This is a genomic window from Herbinix luporum (assembly GCF_900070325.1).
GTDB lineage: Bacteria > Bacillota > Clostridia > Lachnospirales > Lachnospiraceae > Mobilitalea > Mobilitalea luporum.
The window spans coordinates 2420896-2437807 of record NZ_LN879430.1 but is presented as its reverse complement, the minus strand read 5'-3'; the positions used below and the strand labels follow the sequence as shown (position 1 = coordinate 2437807).

The 16912-nt window shown below is 37.7% G+C and carries 18 protein-coding genes and 2 pseudogenes; 14 read left to right on the top strand and 6 right to left on the bottom strand.

Annotation, left to right across the window (positions count from 1 at the left end):
- Positions 1-3: 3 nt before the first annotated feature.
- Positions 4-282 carry a transposase gene (locus SD1D_RS12515; RefSeq protein ID WP_058258999.1) on the bottom strand — a complete coding sequence of 93 codons (279 nt, stop codon included), beginning with the start codon at positions 280-282 and terminating at the stop codon, positions 4-6.
- Positions 283-780: 498 nt separating this feature from the next.
- Here SD1D_RS12515 and SD1D_RS11275 point away from each other — a divergent pair, with 498 nt between their 5' ends.
- The 5 genes from SD1D_RS11275 to SD1D_RS11255 are packed head-to-tail and all read left to right on the top strand — an operon-like array spanning position 781 to position 4519.
- Positions 781-1791 (top strand): hypothetical protein, encoded by a 1011-nt coding sequence (locus SD1D_RS11275; RefSeq protein WP_058259005.1) that lies wholly within the window; start codon positions 781-783, stop codon positions 1789-1791.
- Between the two features lies 1 nt (position 1792).
- The gene (locus SD1D_RS11270) at positions 1793-2929 is read left to right on the top strand and encodes a hypothetical protein (RefSeq protein WP_058259004.1); all 1137 of its coding nucleotides are present in this window, start codon (positions 1793-1795) and stop codon (positions 2927-2929) included.
- Entirely contained in the window at positions 2929-3615 is a 687-nt protein-coding gene (locus SD1D_RS11265) for an ABC transporter ATP-binding protein (protein ID WP_058259003.1), read from the top strand. The genes SD1D_RS11270 and SD1D_RS11265 overlap by 1 nt, the downstream gene beginning before the upstream one ends.
- A 21-nt stretch (positions 3616-3636) precedes the next feature.
- The gene (locus SD1D_RS11260; protein ID WP_058259002.1) at positions 3637-3885 is read left to right on the top strand and encodes a hypothetical protein; all 249 of its coding nucleotides are present in this window, start codon (positions 3637-3639) and stop codon (positions 3883-3885) included.
- The gene (locus SD1D_RS11255; RefSeq protein WP_197687594.1) at positions 3848-4519 is read left to right on the top strand and encodes an endonuclease III domain-containing protein; all 672 of its coding nucleotides are present in this window, start codon (positions 3848-3850) and stop codon (positions 4517-4519) included. The genes SD1D_RS11260 and SD1D_RS11255 overlap by 38 nt, the downstream gene beginning before the upstream one ends.
- Here the strand turns inward: SD1D_RS11255 and SD1D_RS11250 are convergent.
- Complete coding sequence (locus tag SD1D_RS11250) at positions 4516-4950, bottom strand: hypothetical protein (protein WP_157893126.1); 435 nt, start codon at positions 4948-4950, stop codon at positions 4516-4518. The two genes, SD1D_RS11255 and SD1D_RS11250, sit on opposite strands and share 4 nt — an antisense overlap.
- A gap of 188 nt (positions 4951-5138) precedes the next feature.
- On the opposite strand from SD1D_RS11250, the pseudogene SD1D_RS11245 reads away from it, so the two are divergent.
- The 4 genes and pseudogenes from SD1D_RS11245 to tnpC all read left to right on the top strand — a co-directional run.
- Positions 5139-5270, top strand: a pseudogene (locus SD1D_RS11245) (transposase); the annotation flags it as partial.
- Between the two features lie 69 nt (positions 5271-5339).
- The gene (locus SD1D_RS12510; protein WP_058258999.1) at positions 5340-5618 is read left to right on the top strand and encodes a transposase; all 279 of its coding nucleotides are present in this window, start codon (positions 5340-5342) and stop codon (positions 5616-5618) included.
- A gap of 8 nt (positions 5619-5626) precedes the next feature.
- Positions 5627-6487, top strand: coding sequence for an IS3 family transposase (locus SD1D_RS11240; protein ID WP_058258998.1), 861 nt, complete (start codon positions 5627-5629; stop codon positions 6485-6487).
- 88 nt (positions 6488-6575) lie between these two features.
- Positions 6576-7493, top strand: a pseudogene (gene tnpC / locus SD1D_RS11235) (IS66 family transposase); the annotation flags it as partial.
- Positions 7494-8686: 1193 nt separating this feature from the next.
- On the opposite strand, the gene SD1D_RS11230 reads toward tnpC, so the two are convergent.
- The 4 genes from SD1D_RS11230 to SD1D_RS11215 all read right to left on the bottom strand — a co-directional run bounded on the left by SD1D_RS11230 (position 8687) and on the right by SD1D_RS11215 (position 13867).
- Positions 8687-9436, bottom strand: a complete 750-nt coding sequence (locus SD1D_RS11230; RefSeq protein ID WP_058258996.1) for a phosphotransferase family protein — start codon at positions 9434-9436, stop codon at positions 8687-8689.
- Positions 9437-9449: 13 nt separating this feature from the next.
- Positions 9450-12068 carry a bifunctional acetaldehyde-CoA/alcohol dehydrogenase gene (adhE, locus tag SD1D_RS11225; RefSeq protein ID WP_058258995.1) on the bottom strand — a complete coding sequence of 873 codons (2619 nt, stop codon included), beginning with the start codon at positions 12066-12068 and terminating at the stop codon, positions 9450-9452.
- Positions 12069-12089: 21 nt separating this feature from the next.
- The gene (locus tag SD1D_RS11220; protein ID WP_273231742.1) at positions 12090-12716 is read right to left on the bottom strand and encodes a redox-sensing transcriptional repressor Rex; all 627 of its coding nucleotides are present in this window, start codon (positions 12714-12716) and stop codon (positions 12090-12092) included.
- 224 nt (positions 12717-12940) lie between these two features.
- Positions 12941-13867: a LysR family transcriptional regulator gene (locus SD1D_RS11215; protein WP_058258993.1), complete on the bottom strand. Its 927-nt coding sequence runs from the start codon at positions 13865-13867 to the stop codon at positions 12941-12943.
- 189 nt (positions 13868-14056) lie between these two features.
- Between SD1D_RS11215 and SD1D_RS11210 the strand changes: the two genes are divergently transcribed.
- The 5 genes from SD1D_RS11210 to SD1D_RS11190 all read left to right on the top strand — a co-directional run bounded on the left by SD1D_RS11210 (position 14057) and on the right by SD1D_RS11190 (position 16809).
- The gene (locus tag SD1D_RS11210) at positions 14057-14434 is read left to right on the top strand and encodes a hypothetical protein (protein ID WP_058258992.1); all 378 of its coding nucleotides are present in this window, start codon (positions 14057-14059) and stop codon (positions 14432-14434) included.
- 10 nt (positions 14435-14444) lie between these two features.
- Complete coding sequence (locus SD1D_RS11205; protein WP_058258991.1) at positions 14445-15005, top strand: DUF2087 domain-containing protein; 561 nt, start codon at positions 14445-14447, stop codon at positions 15003-15005.
- A gap of 13 nt (positions 15006-15018) precedes the next feature.
- Complete coding sequence (locus SD1D_RS11200; RefSeq protein ID WP_242955223.1) at positions 15019-15558, top strand: prolyl-tRNA synthetase associated domain-containing protein; 540 nt, start codon at positions 15019-15021, stop codon at positions 15556-15558.
- 91 nt (positions 15559-15649) lie between these two features.
- Positions 15650-15868: a hypothetical protein gene (locus SD1D_RS11195; RefSeq protein ID WP_058258989.1), complete on the top strand. Its 219-nt coding sequence runs from the start codon at positions 15650-15652 to the stop codon at positions 15866-15868.
- A 338-nt stretch (positions 15869-16206) separates the two neighbouring features.
- Positions 16207-16809, top strand: coding sequence for a cupredoxin domain-containing protein (locus SD1D_RS11190; RefSeq protein ID WP_058258988.1), 603 nt, complete (start codon positions 16207-16209; stop codon positions 16807-16809).
- Positions 16810-16912 lie beyond the last annotated feature (103 nt).

The following is a 16912-nucleotide window of genomic DNA, read 5'->3' as shown; positions in this document are numbered from 1 at the left end:
CAGCTATTGATTTTTGGCGAATATGGCGGTAGCTTTTTTTAATATTTCATTCTCTGTCTCTAATTCCTTTATTTTCTTTTGAAGAGCCTTGTACTCTTTCATAGAAATTGTTTCTGTTTCTGAGACCTTTACTGGTGAAAGAAGCTTTACCCAGGTAGAGATTGTGCCTTTTGGAACGCCATATTCGTTAGATAATTCTGTTATACCTTTACCAGCCTTAATACGCAGATCTACAATCTGTTGCTTGAATTCTGGTGTATAGGATTTTTGCTTTTTTGCCATGATTGAACACTCCTTTGTTTTATTATAGAATGTTCAACTTTCTGTGTCCATAGTTATATACTAACACCAACAGTATTTGCTGCTGCATCACCTAACTATGCGACAAACACGCATGAAGATATGTCGCTCTACTACTATGGATATGTTCAGTGTCAACCGTCATACGTCGAAAACGGAAATCACGCTGCCCGTGGTTATATCCGCTACTGGCGTTACGATCTTCTGGGAAATATTGTAAATGATACGGGTAGGCTCTATACCGCTTATGGAAATGGTCCGGATGACGGACGTATCCTGAGTCGAAGCTATACCTATACAGACTCCATCATTCCCAATCCGCGCAAAACACAGTTTAGATACGGATTCGATTGGGTACCCCATGGCTCCGGCATCTGGCCTGTAAATGTTCCACCTGTTACCGAATAGTGTTCTGACAAGGACTAAGCAACCGATGTAAGCACTGTGGGGTGCATAAGAGTTAGAAACGGGGGGATCATAATGGGAAAAAGAAAAGGTGAGCTGCTTTCTTTTGCTGCACTTATATTTGTGTTTATGCTAACAACTCTATTCTTCTTTATGGTTTATAATTTGCACTATGATTCCGCGTCGGATGACTTTACCGGTTTTACCATATTTGACTATCAGAGTGAACCAGGTATGCAAGCCATCTCAGGGCTTGGAACGTTGAGAGAGGACTTAGTTAATTGGGCGGAAGAAAATAATGCAATAATTTTTTACAAAGGTTTTTCCGCTGCTGGAATTGCTGCCGTAGACTACTCTGACTGGTTTGAAAAAACATTGCATGTCCCTTTTGATGGAACTGAAGCGAAAACAGCTATCGTCACAAAGAACAATGGAAATCTAAGCCCTTATATAGAGGGAGATGTGCTGTTTCCGCGAGCATACAACTATCAAATTGTCGGCGAATTTGAAAGCAGCAATGTTCCAACCTTTCAAGGTGATGCATTCTTTTATTTTCCACTTTCCGATATTACCGATATGCAGGGAATGCTATTCACAGATGTTACCAACGAAAATGCTCTCGGTAAACTGACTGATATTGTAGAGAAAACCGGCCGGAGTGTGCAGTTTCAAACATACAGCGACAGCGGATCAAATATTTTCGACGTTACCAAAAAAATGTTCCTCGATGATTTTGTTTCGCGCTCTATGCTATTTGCATTTTTAGGACTTGTCTTTTGCGCGGTGTTCGCAGTTTCCATGATGTATCGTGAAAGTAACCGCCACATGACCGTACACCATTTGTATGGGGCAACTTATTTATCGATGTTTGTGAAATTGCTTCTTCGTCTGGTTGGCATCGCCATATTGGGTACGATTTTCGGATATTTCCTTGGGCGAACGCAGCTTTACTTAATACACAGAGCGGCGTATTTGAATGTCGCGGTGTTTGCCGGAATCTTTAACGCTATCTTTGTTTGTGTGATTCAAACAATAAGCTTTTTCAGTTGGAAACAGAAGTACAGTGGGAAGGAGGGGCGTTACTGATATGGTAATAAAACAAATACTTAGGGATCTCCGGAAAGAGTGGTCATGGGCATTCTTTTATGCCGTTGTCGCAACCATGATTGCTATGGCAATACTGTATCTTTCTGTAAGCTTCTCCTCGGTACAAAGACAATCTGCAGCAATTCGATCTTTTGTTGATCAGAACGTAATCATGTTTCAATTGAAGACGGTGCAGATGGAAGCGAATCGGGAAGCTACTGTACTATCGAATGAGTCGAAACAAGACCCTGTTGATATTATGGACTATTTGCAGCACATTTTGTCCAAAGAAGGAAATGCAGGTAGCTTTGTGTTTGTAGGGAATGATGGATATTTTGATTCTAAATACGAGCAAATACTGATCCTGTTTGGAAAATACAGTGACCTGTCAGGGTTGCACTATGATGGAAGCATGGCTCTATTTGTCCCCGAAGCGCATAAAGAGGATGTAGGCAAGGAGTTCTTGATTTCGGGTCAAAACCTGAGAATTGCAGATAGTGCCGGGTCAAAATACAGTCTGTTCCACCCGCTGCATTTTATTGATTCTGACGACCTTATGCTGTCGAACACTTTAATCCTTTGCACGAGGGACTTCCAAACCGTAAACGGGATGTTCCCGTGGTGGGGATTGAGCAGTGAAGTATTTGGGCGAATGGTGCTTGTAGATCCGTCCGACAAGGAAGTCGATCAGCTTCAAAGAATCTTCTACGAACAATCAGGAACGTTATATACAGGGATCTCTACAAAGGATTTTACTCAGGTTACAACATCGGCTTCTATTCGAGCACACCGGCTGTATATTTGGTTTTATATCCTGTCAGGTGTTCTGTTGCTGATCCTTTTGATTTGCAATATTATTCGCGTTATTGAAACACATATTGCAGATTACACAGTACATCATCTTTACGGTGCACCAATTCGCACAATTCAGAAAAGAGTGGGCGGCTTTGTTCTTGCTCTAAATATGCTCCCTATCGTCGGGATAGTATTTGTGCTGTTTAGAAACGAAATGACCCTGTGGTACGTTTTGCCGCTGGGTATTGCTCTTGTTGCCGGTTTGTGCTTATTTGCCGCTATGTATGCAAGCAAGAGAATTGGTACGATGAACAACTTACAAAATCTAAGGAGAGATTACTAATGGAATTGTTATCCGTTCAAAATGTCAGCAAAAGTTTTAAGGATCACAGTTATACAGTTCATGCCGTCAATGATGTTTCTCTCGACATTCATCAGGGAGAAATGATTGCAATCATCGGCCCTTCAGGGAGCGGAAAAACCACCCTTTTGAATCTAATGGGAATCGTTATCTCTCCCGATTCCGGTGAAGTATATGTGGAAGGGCAAAAAGCCAGCGGGATGAATGATACTATGCGCTGCCGGATGCGCAATCAGTATTTCGGCTATATTGTGCAGGACTTCGCTTTGATCGAAGAAGACACTGCCATGCAAAACATTCTTGTTCCAACATTATATAGCAAGCATAAAAAGAGTTCATCAGAGTATCGGAAGCTAATCTATAGCATGGCTGAAAAACTGCAGGTTTCCGATAAACTGAAAAGTACGGTTAAGAAGCTTTCCGGTGGCGAGAGACAACGAATAGCAATCATTCGTAGCATGGTTTGCGATCAGAAAATCATACTGGCCGATGAACCGACCGGTTCGCTGGACAAGGATAATTCAACGATTGTAATGAAGTGCCTGCGCGAATTAGTCGACGATTTCAAAAAAACCGTGGTGATAGTTACCCACGATTTGAATGTTGCAAGACAATGTGACAGAACGTTTAATCTTACCGGTGGTGTTCTGACGCCCTGTAACCTGTAGTGCAACCAACGGCGTCATTCAATGAATGATAGAAAAATACAACATAAAGAAAGCTTTATGCAGGCACTGCAAGATTTGCACTTCGGGGAATGGAAATCACAGTATGTCAACCTCGGGGTTCTAGATGGTACACAGTGGAGTCTGGAACTTCATTTTTCGAATGGACAAAGGACTGTTAGCTTTAGTGGTTCCAATTCCTATCCTTATATTTTTGACGACTTTTGTAGCCTGATTGGCGAAAGAAGCGATGAAGAAACAGCGGATGAATAACTCTCTATCTGAAATATATCAAGCGCTGTTTTTACATTACGGTGACCTCCAATGGTGGCCGGCAAAGACACCTTATGAAGTGATGGTCGGAGCTATTCTCACGCAAAATACGGCATGGACGAATGTAGAAAAGGCCATCGGACAATTCGAGGACGACCTGACGCCGGAACGCATTCATCATCTGCCATTGGAGAAGCTTCAAGACCTCATCCGCCCGTCAGGCTTCTATAAACAAAAATCGCAGTATCTTAAAGTCTTAACCGAGTGGTTCATGAGCTACGACTGCGATGTGAAACGGATTCAAAATCTTCCTTTAAGCGATGTCCGTAAGGAGCTGTTAGGTGTTCACGGCGTGGGCAACGAGACGGCAGATTCCATTCTGCTCTATGCCTTCCATTTTCCGACCTTTGTCGTCGATGCTTATACCATGCGGCTTTTCAAACGTTATCCACTTGATGCGGGAAAGACCTATGTTCAAGTGAAGAAATTTATCGAGAGCAGGATACCCGCCGATGTGCTTGTCTATAATCGCTTTCATGCGCTGATCGTTCAGAACGGCAAAGAACACTGCAAAAAGAAAGCACTCTGTGAAGGCTGCCCTCTGGAAGGCTCCTGCAAAAAGTGCTTTGATTAAAGCTCCATGCCATTCTTGAATACAAAAGTAATCTTGCCATCCCTTGCTACTACAGCATGATCCAGCAGGCTGTGCCAGAGCATGGGGCTGAATTCTTTAATCTCGCCTTCGGATAGCAGAGTTTTGACAAATTGCTCTGCGCCGAGGAGACGGGATTTTTTGTCCTCAATCCAGGCGGTAAGCTGATCGTATTTTTCTTTGACCGAGTTAAAACGGTCTGTCATCTCATTGAAGTGTCTGTTGTATTCTTCCTGATCGAGCGCCACTCGGGCATTTTCGCTGATGGTATCTTCCATGCGTTTGGAGATGGATTCAAGTTCAACGTAGAGCTTGTCCCGCTCGATTTCCAAATCCGTCGTATCATAGGCGATTCTTTTGATTTCCTCGAAGTCTTCCTTAATCTGCTCCCGATTAAATACCAGTTGACTCACCGTGTGCATGAAAGCCTTTTCGATTTCTTCCTCCGTGAAATGAGGTGTCTGGCACTTGTTTTTAAATTTGCTGTTGCACTGAAGGACGGTGCGGCGGTACTTCTCGCTTTTGGAATGTGGATGGGCTATACTAAATAGGACAGTTTTTCTCCGAACATGATATAATAAGATTATAGGAGGAGAAGACCATGTCAAAAAAACATTATGAGGAAAATTTCAAGAAGCAAATTGTAAAAATATATAATCAAGGTAATCATAGCTATAAGGAGTTAAGTGAGCAGTACGGTATAGCTGCTTCAACTATGAGACAGTGGGTAATATGGTGTTAGTATATAACTATGGACACAGAAAGTTGAACATTCTATAATAAAACAAAGGAGTGTTCAATCATGGCAAAAAAGCAAAAATCCTATACACCAGAATTCAAGCAACAGATTGTAGATCTGCGTATTAAGGCTGGTAAAGGTATAACAGAATTATCTAACGAATATGGCGTTCCAAAAGGCACAATCTCTACCTGGGTAAAGCTTCTTTCACCAGTAAAGGTCTCAGAAACAGAAACAATTTCTATGAAAGAGTACAAGGCTCTTCAAAAGAAAATAAAGGAATTAGAGACAGAGAATGAAATATTAAAAAAAGCTACCGCCATATTCGCCAAAAATCAATAGCTGAGTATGTGTCCTTTATTCAAGCTAATCTTGATAATTATACTGTTAAACAAATGTGCAAGGTACTTGAGTTTCCTCGTAGCACTTATTATGCTGTTATTAATCATGTTAAATCTCAAAGAGAGATTGATTACAACAAATTTAGTGATGAAGTTCAATATTACTATGACAGATCTAAGGGGCGTTATGGTGCTATTAAGATACAGCGAGATCTTGAAGAAGCTGGTATCCCTTGTTCAGTCAAAAGAGTGCAGAGACATATGGCTAAGCTTGGTCTTCGCAGTGTTGTAGTACGCAAATATAAGTATCAAAATAACCAAGGTAAGGTTCCAGACGATAAGGAAAATATACTAAATCGTGATTTTACTGCTACAACAATAAACCAAAAATGGGTTACAGACATTACGTATATACATGTTCTTAACGAGGGTTGGACTTATCTAGCATCAGTTATGGATTTATATAATAGGAAAATCATTGGTTATTCATATGGTAAAAATCCAACCGCCGAATTAGCTAAAAAGGCTGTAGAAAATGCATGTCTCAATGTAGAAGATACTACAGGTATTATCCTTCATTCAGATTTAGGCAGCCAGTATACAAGTGCAACGTTTGAGGATATGCTTATAGAAAAAAATATGAAGCATTCCTTTAGCAGAAAGGGAAACCCTTATGATAATGCTTGTATGGAATCCTTCCATTCTGTATTAAAGAAGGAAGAGGTATACTTAAATACTTATCATTCATTTGAAGAGGCTAAAACAGCAATCTTTGAATATATTGAGTCTTGGTATAACCGCAGAAGAAGGCACAGTGCACTGGATTATAAAACCCCACAGCAGGTTGAAGATGAGGTCCTTGCAGCTTAGTAATCTTTCTCTATGTATTAAAATCATACAGAGAGAAAAAGTTCAACTTTTTGTGTCCAAAGTATGGACGTAGGTCCAAAATCTAGCTAATTGGATTATTCATGGAGCCAACAACTTGCTAAAACATATTTATGATAGAATGCATATCCTTCTACTAAAAGAAACGCTGATACATGCAGATGAAACCACCATGCAAGTATTAGATGAGAAGGATAAAAAGCCTACAAGCAAATCATATATGTGGCTCTATGCAACAGGTGCCTTTGGTCCACAGAGATTCTTGTATGAATATCAACCTTCAAGATCAAGCAAACATCCAGAGAAGTTCCTAAAAGGGTTTAAAGGATTTCTTCAAACAGATGGATATGCTGGATACAATGGTGTTCCAGATGTTATTCAGGTTGGTTGCTTAGCTCACGGAAGACGTGGTTTTACAGATGCATTAAAAGCTCTTCCAAAAGATGCTACCACAACTAAAACCACAGCTGAAGAAGGATTAGAATTTTGCAATCAATTATTTAAGATTGAAAAAACACTAAAAAAATTAAAACCAGAAGAAAGATATGAAAAACGCCTAGAACAAAGTAAACCAGTTCTCGAGGCTTTCTTGTCGTGGCTACAAATAAGGGAAAAACAAGTCTTACCTAAAAGTGCCCTAGGAAAAGCAATTAAGTATTGTTTAAACCAATGGACAAAGTTAAGCGCATTTATGCTAGATGGCAGAATAGAAATAAGTAATAATAGGGCTGAAAGAGCCATAAAGCCTTTTGTAATAGGAAGAAAAAACTTTCTATTTTCAAAGTCCCCAAAAGGAGCAACAGCATCTGCCATAGTTTATAGCATAATAGAAACAGCAAAAGCCAATAAATTAAACGCATATTACTATCTAAATCATTTATTTGAAAAGCTACCAAATATAGATCTAGAAAATATTGATGAATTAGATAAGTTACTAGCTTGGTCAGATTCTGTTCCAGAAGAATGCAAGATTCCTCTTAAGAACTAGAATATCATATTAACTTTGGATTTGGAATGTGGGGTAGTTTTGACGCTTACGCTATAAATATAATTTGCTTTGCACAAATAAGCCTTCAAGCAAATGTATATTAAGTCTAGCACTGTTTTAAACATATCTTTATAGTGTCCTGTTATCTCTATGTGGTAGGATCGTTGTCGTAAGGCGAAAATACAATTCTAAAGTTTTTGTTTTTTGGTTGCCTACTTGGTTGCCTCAAAAAACAGCGCTGTGCAAAGCTCCTTTCTACAAGGCTTTCAGAGACATACTACGGGTTCAAGTCCCGTCGACTGCAGTAATAGATTTATAAAAATTAAATTTTGGTGTCGTAGCCAAAACTGTAGCCATGGAATATTTTCAGTAATCCATGGTTTTTTATTATAATTACATTGTATAAATATGTAAACAATATAGAAATACCGTGAGATATAAATGTTTTTATAAAAACACATATAATAGCACAAACATTTAAACAACATCAACCAATTATTGACAAAGGGTTGATGTTATTTTATTATGAAGTGTAAAGGTTGTACCTTATATGCCAGACCTTGACGAATAACTGAATAAATCAATTATTGGGAATGGACAATGCGACAGGGACGGTATTGTTATTCCCATTTATATATATAAGATAATTGTTAATATGTAAAATCACTGTTATACGTTAATTGCAAAATATTGATGTCCATGGATCGGGTAAAATTACCAAGGAATATTATTATAGTAAGAAAGGATAAATGTAAGCTTATGTTTAAAAATAATAATAGTGATATAAAATAATTAAAAGAAGTCTTAAAAAACTGGTACCTTATCAAATCGGGACATTTTTCCTTTCTCTTACAATAATAATCTTATCAGTAAGAATAATTAATCTTCTACAGTTATTAGTTGATAAGTTAACCTTAATAGGTTTTGAATTTAATATATTTTTTAAAATAATTGTTTCATGTGTAATATATACAATCTTAATGCTGGTTTTTCAAATTATATTTAAACGTACTCAAATAATCGGTCCCAATGAAGTAGTTATTCTATTAAATAAACTACATAATAAGATTAAAGATGCTTCACTTTAAAGATTAGTTAATATATAATGAAAAGATATATTTAAGGTAGAAAAGAAGCTGTCACTTAACAATTATTTAATCGTTAAGTGACAGCACCTTATTTTTTATTATAACTTACTGATAATCTACCACATCAACCCAAGACAGTAACAATTCACGTTCAACCGGGTTTTGCTTAACTGATTGTGAAGCTGCAACAATAGGAAGCCATTTCTGGACGTATTGTTTTGCGGTATCGCTCTTTAGGCAGAAGAGATTCAGATATTTTTCAGCAATTTCTACTTCACCGGCAAGATGATACAGAAGATAGGTTCTGGCCACGTCTGCGGAGGCATTTCCCTGGGTTACATGGGACCAGTCTAGTATATAGGGAGTTCCATCCTTGGAGATAATGATATTAGATGGATTAAAGTCCCCGTGGCAAACCTTATCATGGTTAGGCATAGATTCAAGCCGGGTATGTAGATCATACCTTGTGGTGGCATCTAGGGTAGTTTCGCTAATCTTTCTGTGCATCTTATCCTTTAGTTTGTTTAACAAAGGAGATTTTACGGCATGTACCTGCATTTGAAGGTCTACGAAATCTTCTAGATACTGATCAAACTTATCCGGATTTTCCCTCATTAGCTGGGCTAGGGTTTTGCCTTCTATATATTCTAGTACGATAGCCCATTTTCCTTCTATCATGGTTACAGCATGGATTTTTGGAATATTAAGTCCTGTTTCTTCTATACGGGCTTGGTTAAGTGCTTCATTTAGAATGTTAGCTTTGCTATAGTTTGCGTCAAAAACCTTTATGGCTTTATCCCCGTCTCTATAGACTGTCTTATCTTTTCTTTTGGCTATGACTATATCTAATTTCATGCTACACACCTCCTTATATAATTGTATTAGTTCCGTAGTAAGCATTCAAGTACATCTGCTTAATTTCACTCATTAGAGGATAACGAGGATTAGCTCCTGTACATTGATCATCAAAGGCCTGCTCAACCATGTCATCTAAAGAGTCTAAGAAGTCCTTCTCACTAATTCCATAATCTTTAATAGTCTTCTTTATGCCAACCTTTTCTTTAAGCTCATCTATGGCTTTAATAAGGCTATCCACTTTTTCTTTCTCGTTTTTACCCTTAAGTCCCAGATAATCTGCTATTTCGGCATAACGAGACAGGGTATGTGGATGGTCATATTGAGGGAATGTTCCCATCTTTGTAGGTGTATTAGAAGAATTAAATTTGATTACTTCATTAATTAGTAATGCGTTGGCGATTCCGTGAGGAAGATTGTGGGCTGCTCCTAATTTATGAGCCATGGAGTGGCATACCCCAAGGAAGGCGTTGGCAAAAGCCATACCTGCTATGGTAGCCGCATTAGCCATCTTCTCCCTGGCCTTAGGATCATTAGGTCCGTTATCATAAGCACGGGGCAGATAGTCAAATACCATCTTAATAGAACGCAGTGCTAAGCTGTCTGTATAATCAGTTGCCAGCATAGAAGCATAGGCTTCCAAGCTGTGGGTTAAGGCATCGATACCTGAGGCAGATGTTAGTCCTTTTGGTGCATTCATATGCAAATCGGCATCCACAATGGCCATATTAGGAAGTAGTTCGTAATCGGCAAGAGGATATTTTACACCGGTGGTTTCATCGGTAATTACGGCAAAAGGTGTAACTTCAGAGCCGGTACCTGCAGATGTAGGTATGGCAATAAAGTAGGCTTTTTCACCCATTTTAGGGAAGGTATAAATTCTCTTGCGAATATCAACAAATCTCATGGCCATATCCATAAAGTCGGCTTCCGGATGTTCATACATAACCCACATAATCTTAGCGGCATCCATAGGAGAGCCTCCACCTAGGGCGATTATGGTATCCGGCTCAAAGGAGCGCATTTGTGCGGCACCTTCTTTAGCACAGGCAAGGGTAGGATCCGGACTTACATTGTAGAAGGTAGTATGACGGATACCAAGTTCATCAAGTTTATCTGTAATGGGTTTGGTATATCCGTTTTGATATAGGAAAGTATCAGTTACAATGAAGACTTTCTTTTTATTAAGTACAGTTTTAAGTTCATCAAGAGCAACTGGTAAGCAGCCCTTTTTCATATAAATCTTTTCAGGAGCCCTAAACCAAAGCATATTCTCTCTCCTTTCGGCTACAGTTTTAATATTTAACAAATGTTTTACACCGACATTATCACTTACGCTGTTACCGCCCCAAGAACCGCAGCCTAGAGTAAGAGAAGGAGGAAGCTTAAAGTTATATAAATCTCCGATACCACCGAAGGAAGAAGGAGTATTTACAAGGATACGGCAGGTCTTCATTCGGGCAGCGAAGGCATCTAATTTATCCTTTGCTTCTAATTCATTCAAATATACGGAGGAAGTGTGTCCGTAGCCCCCGTCTTTTACTAATTGATGGGCCTTATCCATGGCTTCATTAAAGTCCTTAGCCCTATACATGGCCAGTACCGGTGACAGTTTTTCATGGGCAAATTCTTCAGAAAGATCTACAGATTCTACTTCACCGATTAATATTTTTGTGTTTTCCGGTACATTTATGCCGGCAAGGTCTGCAATCTTTTTAGCACTTTGGCCCACTATCTTAGCATTAAGGCCTCCGTTAATGATTATGGTTTTTCTAACCTTGTCTAATTCTTCATCATTTAGGAAGTAGCAGCCCCGGGCAAGGAACTCTTTCTTAACCTTATCATATACCTTATCAAGAACGATACAAGCTTGTTCGGAAGCACAAATCATACCATTATCAAAGGTTTTAGAGTGTATGATTGAGTTAACCGCAAGCAAAATATCGGCAGTTTCGTCAATTATAGCAGGAGTGTTACCTGCACCGACACCGATGGCGGGTTTTCCGCTGGAGTAAGCAGCCTTTACCATACCGGGACCGCCAGTTGCAAGAATAATATCAGCTTCTCTCATAATTAAATTAGACATTTCCAGGTTTGGAACATCAATCCATCCGATTATATCCTCAGGAGCTCCGGCTTTAACCGCCGCTTCTAAAATAACTTTTGCTGCAGCGATGGTGCATTGTTTTGCTCTTGGGTGAGGGCTGATTATAATTCCGTTTCTGGTCTTTAGAGCAAGAAGGGTTTTAAATATTGCAGTGGATGTAGGGTTGGTTGTGGGAATAACAGCTGCAATCACACCTATAGGTTCAGCAATCTTTTTAATACCAAAGGCCTTATCTTCTTCAAGTACCCCGCAGGTTTTGGTATCTTTATAAGCGTTGTAGATATATTCAGCAGCAAAGTGATTCTTGATTACCTTATCTTCAACGATTCCCATTCCTGTCTCTTCCACAGCCTGTTTTGCCAGGGAGATTCTTTCCTTATTGGCAGCTGTAGCAGCTGCTAAAAAGATCTTATCTACCTGTTCTTGTGTGTATGTTGCAAATACTTCTTGAGCTTTGCGTACACGGGATATAACTGTTTCTAGTTTTTCTACGTTATCAACAATTATGGTGTTCTTGTCTTTCATATAATAATCTCCTTTCTGAGTTTACATCATATTATAAGTTTGCTCTGATAATTGTTTTGAAAGCAAAGCCAGGGAGGCTGCTATATTAACATTTTGTATCAGTACATTACCTGGTACCTTAAGTGGGGTCGGTGTAAAGTTCATAATAGCCCGAATTCCACACTGTATCATATAATCACAAGCACTTTGTGCATTTTCTACCGGGACTGTAAGTATGCCCATGTGTATCTTTGTTTCGCTACATAAATCAGTTAGCTTTGAAAGATGATAAATAGGTTTTGGAATATTTGTATCACTTATTACACTATCATTTATATCAAATGCGGCAGCTATATTAATGCCATATTCCTCAAAACCCTTATAATTTAGTAAGACTTTTCCCAGTTTTCCTGCACCAACTAAAACCACATCTTCCATCTTGTTACAACCTAAATAAGTTTCCAGTTCATTAATTAAGTCTTTTACCTTGTATCCAACCTTAGGCTTTCCCTTATCACTGACTGCTGCTAGATCCTTTCTTACTTGTACATCACCCATCTGAAGTGCATTTGCTATGGCAGTGGCAGATATATAAGAAGAAGCATCCTCAGGCAGGGATTTAAGATAGCTTAAATAAGTTGGCAGTCTTTTTAATGTAACAGGGGATATACATTTTTGTTCTATTGTTATCCCTCCTTTATATATGAAATATAAAATCTTCCTGTTTGTTAGTATTTTAACAAGAGTAAGTAAAAAAGTGAAATATAAAAATGGTATATCGATATATATTTATCGATATACCATTATCGATACCCTACAAAACATATAAAACATGATGGGGTTTATTGTGCAAAACATACAATATATGAGTAAAAGATACCCATTTTCTCGAATTATAATTTACTTGCTTCTATGGCTTCTTTTACTTTTTTAAGAAAAAGTTTATCTAAATCAGTCAATTGGTAGCCTTTTTTACAGATAAACACATCCCTATATATCCGCTTGTCGGATTTGCACGGGATTTGTACCAGATTGTATTTGTCCAAGTACTCTTGGGGTAGAGGAGATACCCTCATAAAGGTATTAGGTACTTTTAGCAGTAAATCAAATTGGCTTCCTCTTTCATATATATTAATTCTTTTATTTATATTAGTTGAAAATTCCTCCTTTATTGCTTCCGTGGCCGAAAGGGCTGGGACATATGGGTCCCCATAAGCAATTTCTACTCCATCTTCTAAGTCTGAAGCTTCAAGAACCTTTTTATAAGAAAGAGGATTACCTTTAGACATTAAGATACAATAACTAAATTCATTAATTAGTTCATAGGAAAGTCCATTTTCATTGAATGTTGTTTCATAATAACGGTCAAACACTTCTTGATACCGTATAATTGCCAGTTGATAATTGGACTGCAGGATATTTTGTATGGCACGGATAGAATTGGTTTCTTTATAAAAAATATCAATAGGTTTTGTTTGATCTATAAGTTTTATAAACTCTGCAAAAGCAGCGGAAATATATGTAGCACGGGGGACTGAGATTGAGAATCTTTGTTTAGAGGATTTGCCCTGTTTATACATGGCTTCTATTTCATCGACTTGATCTAATATATTTCGTGCATGTACTAGAAATTCTTCACCTTGGGGTGTAACTATTATACCTTTTGAAGTACGACGAAAGAGATTTACCCCAAGTGAGTCTTCCAGTTCTTTAATGGCTCTGCTTAAATTAGGTTGGTTCATATATAAATTTTTAGCAGCCTGATTAATTGATTTGGTCTTTGCCACTTCTACAGCATATTTTAAGTGTAGTAAATTCATCTTGCACCTCCGGTACGGAATTTATTTCAATAATATACCATAAAAAAGGACTTACTGCAATCAAACAAGGTTAATTTAAAAAATAGAGAAAAGTAATTAGATATATATAAAATTAGATTGACACATAATAGTTTTAATGTTATCATATTATAAAAATATTATATTAATATGAATGAAAGAAGGGTAAGTATGAATCAAGTAAAAGAAAAGTATATCTCTTATTTAGACAAAAAAATAGGGGAGTATAATCGTATATGTGAAATTTATAAAGCGGAGGATCGTAAAGATGAAGCCGACTTTGAAAAGATAAAAGCTAATATCTGCGATATTTTTAAGACTCTATTTATTAGGGATACCAAAGAGCTAGAAGGTAAGGAATTAAGTGTATCTAATAATAAAAACCTATATACTAATTTCCTACTTCGCTTTGATACGATTCCTGCTAATTGGAAACTGTCACTTGCGAAGGCTATAGCCTATGGGGATGTAAAAAAGCAGGTTATAGAGGAAACCAAGCTTGCAGTTGCTAAGGAACTAAAGGAGCAGTTTATCTCGATTTTAAATTAGGAGGCTATATATGAATGAAGCGGATGTAATTAAATTATTTAAATGTTTAGCAGATAAATCTAGGCTGCAGATTCTCAAATCATTAATTCATGAGGATATGTATGTGGAGTTATTGGCCCAAAGACTGGATCTAACTGCCTCAACCATTTCCTTTCACTTAAAAAAGCTTGAAAGTGTAGGTGCCGTTACATCAAGGAAGGATCAATACTATACCATTTACAGCATTAAGGAGGATGTGTTTAAATCCACCATTCTTGATCTTATTAAAGAGGAGTCCTCCGAGGCTGAAATTCAAAAGGAGAGAGAAGAAAATTACAGGAAAAAGGTTATTGAAAATTTCTTTGTATATGGTAAGTTAAAAAATATACCGGCACAGAGAAAGAAAAGATTGATTATATTAGAGGAAATAGCAAAGGCTTTTGACTTTGATAGGGAGTATACAGAAAGAGAAGTAAATATAATTATAGCTGATTTTCATGATGATTTTTGTACCCTAAGAAGGGAAATGGTGGGAGAAAATATTTTAACTCGAAATAATGGTATTTATAAGTTAGTAAAGAATGATAAATAATTTGGAGGGAAAGATGAGTTATACAATACACAAGGGAAGACCCACAGATACTTCTGAAAGAACACAAAAGGAGCTGCAGACATATGACTTGCTGGATGAACTAAAAATAGAGTATCTGAGAATTGACCATGAGCCTTTAGAAACCATGGAGGCATGTAAGAAGGTAGATGAAATATTTAAAACATCCATGTGTAAGAATCTATTTTTATGTAATGCCCAGAAGACAAAATTTTACCTCTTACTTATGCCTGGGGATAAAAAGTTTAAGACAAAGGATTTGTCAAAACAAATCGGAAGTGCCAGACTTTCCTTTGGCCCTTTTGAGGATATGGAAAGATTGCTTTGTCTTACTCCCGGTTCTGTAAGTGTTATGGGATTGATTTTTGATAGGGAGAATCAAGTTCAGTTAATTATAGATCAGGAGCTTCTTGAGGAACCATATTTGGTATGCCATCCCTGTATTAACACATCCAGTATCCGTCTAAGGACAGAAGATGTTATAGATAAGTTTCTTCCTAGGCTAGGGCATGAGGCGATTATTGTAAAATTATAAAGAAAACTCTGTAAAAAACCTGTCGGTAATAACACCTTTATGTCGAATGTTTCATAATATATTATAAATACATTTGAAAGAAGGTGTTTTTTTGTTTGATTGTAAAAATATTCATAAAACAGATGACAGTAAAAGCAAGGATTATGCTTCTGATCAAATTAGCCCATCAGTAGAAAAATTAGATTCTATGACAGTTCCAAAGTATGTTAATCAGCTTGAAAAACCTTTGATTTTTTATCCCCGTGTAGTTAAAGCCAGGTTTATGAAAAAAAAAGCTACCGTCCCCAAAGGGCTCATTACTATAGTATAGATATAAGAAAGACAAAACAGCAGATACTTCCCCCTGGATTTCCTGAGACACAAGTTTATGGCTACGGGGGCCTGGTTAAGGATCCAAAGACCGGTAGAGTAAAATACCATGTTAGCTCTCCGGGAAGTACATTTGAAGCAATATGTAATACACCTATTATAGTTAAATGGAAAAATCGAATTAAAGGACCGCATTTTTTGCCGGTAGATCCTACCTTGCATTGGGCTAATCCCAACAATATGCCAATGCATCCTCAAGAACCTTGGCCTGTTTTTCCTCCTGGATTTAAAGAAGCATAGTATCCGGTGCCCACTGTAACCCACCTACACGGTGGTCTGGTGCAATCAGATAGTGACGGTCACCCCGATGCTTGGTTTACACATAACAGAAAGCATGGACCTAGTTTTACATCTTCAACCTATATCTATCCAAACTCTCAGGAAGCTACAACTTTATGGTATCATGATCATGCCTTGGGTATAACAAGGCTTAATGTGTATGCAGGTCTTGCAGAATTTTATTTATTAAGGGATGGCAAGGCCGGTAAAAAGCAATTTTCAGAAAAAAGATTAGATCTGCCCAGTGGAGACTATGAGATTCCCCTTCTAATTCAGGATAAGATGTTTAATACAGACGGTTCCTTGTTATTTAATAACGAAGGTTTGACTCCTCAGGTAAATCCCTATTGGTCCCCGGGATTTTTTGGAGATATTATAGTAGTTAACGGCAAGGCATGGCCTAATCTTAATGTAGAAAGGCGCCAATACCGTTTTAGGATATTAAACGGATCTAATTCCAGGTTCTATAATCTAAGTCTGTCTAATGGTATGGAATTTATACAAATAGGCAGTGATGGGGGGCTTTTAAAACATCCTGTAAAGTTGACTTCTCTTTTATTAGCCCCTTCAGAAAGGGCCGATATGTCATTTATTAGATCATGAAGATAATGAAATGATGCGGCCCTTAATAATAAAAAATCTACTAGATAATTAAATAATTTAAAAATAAAATCCCCCTTAAATTTCACCTTTTTATTTTAATCAT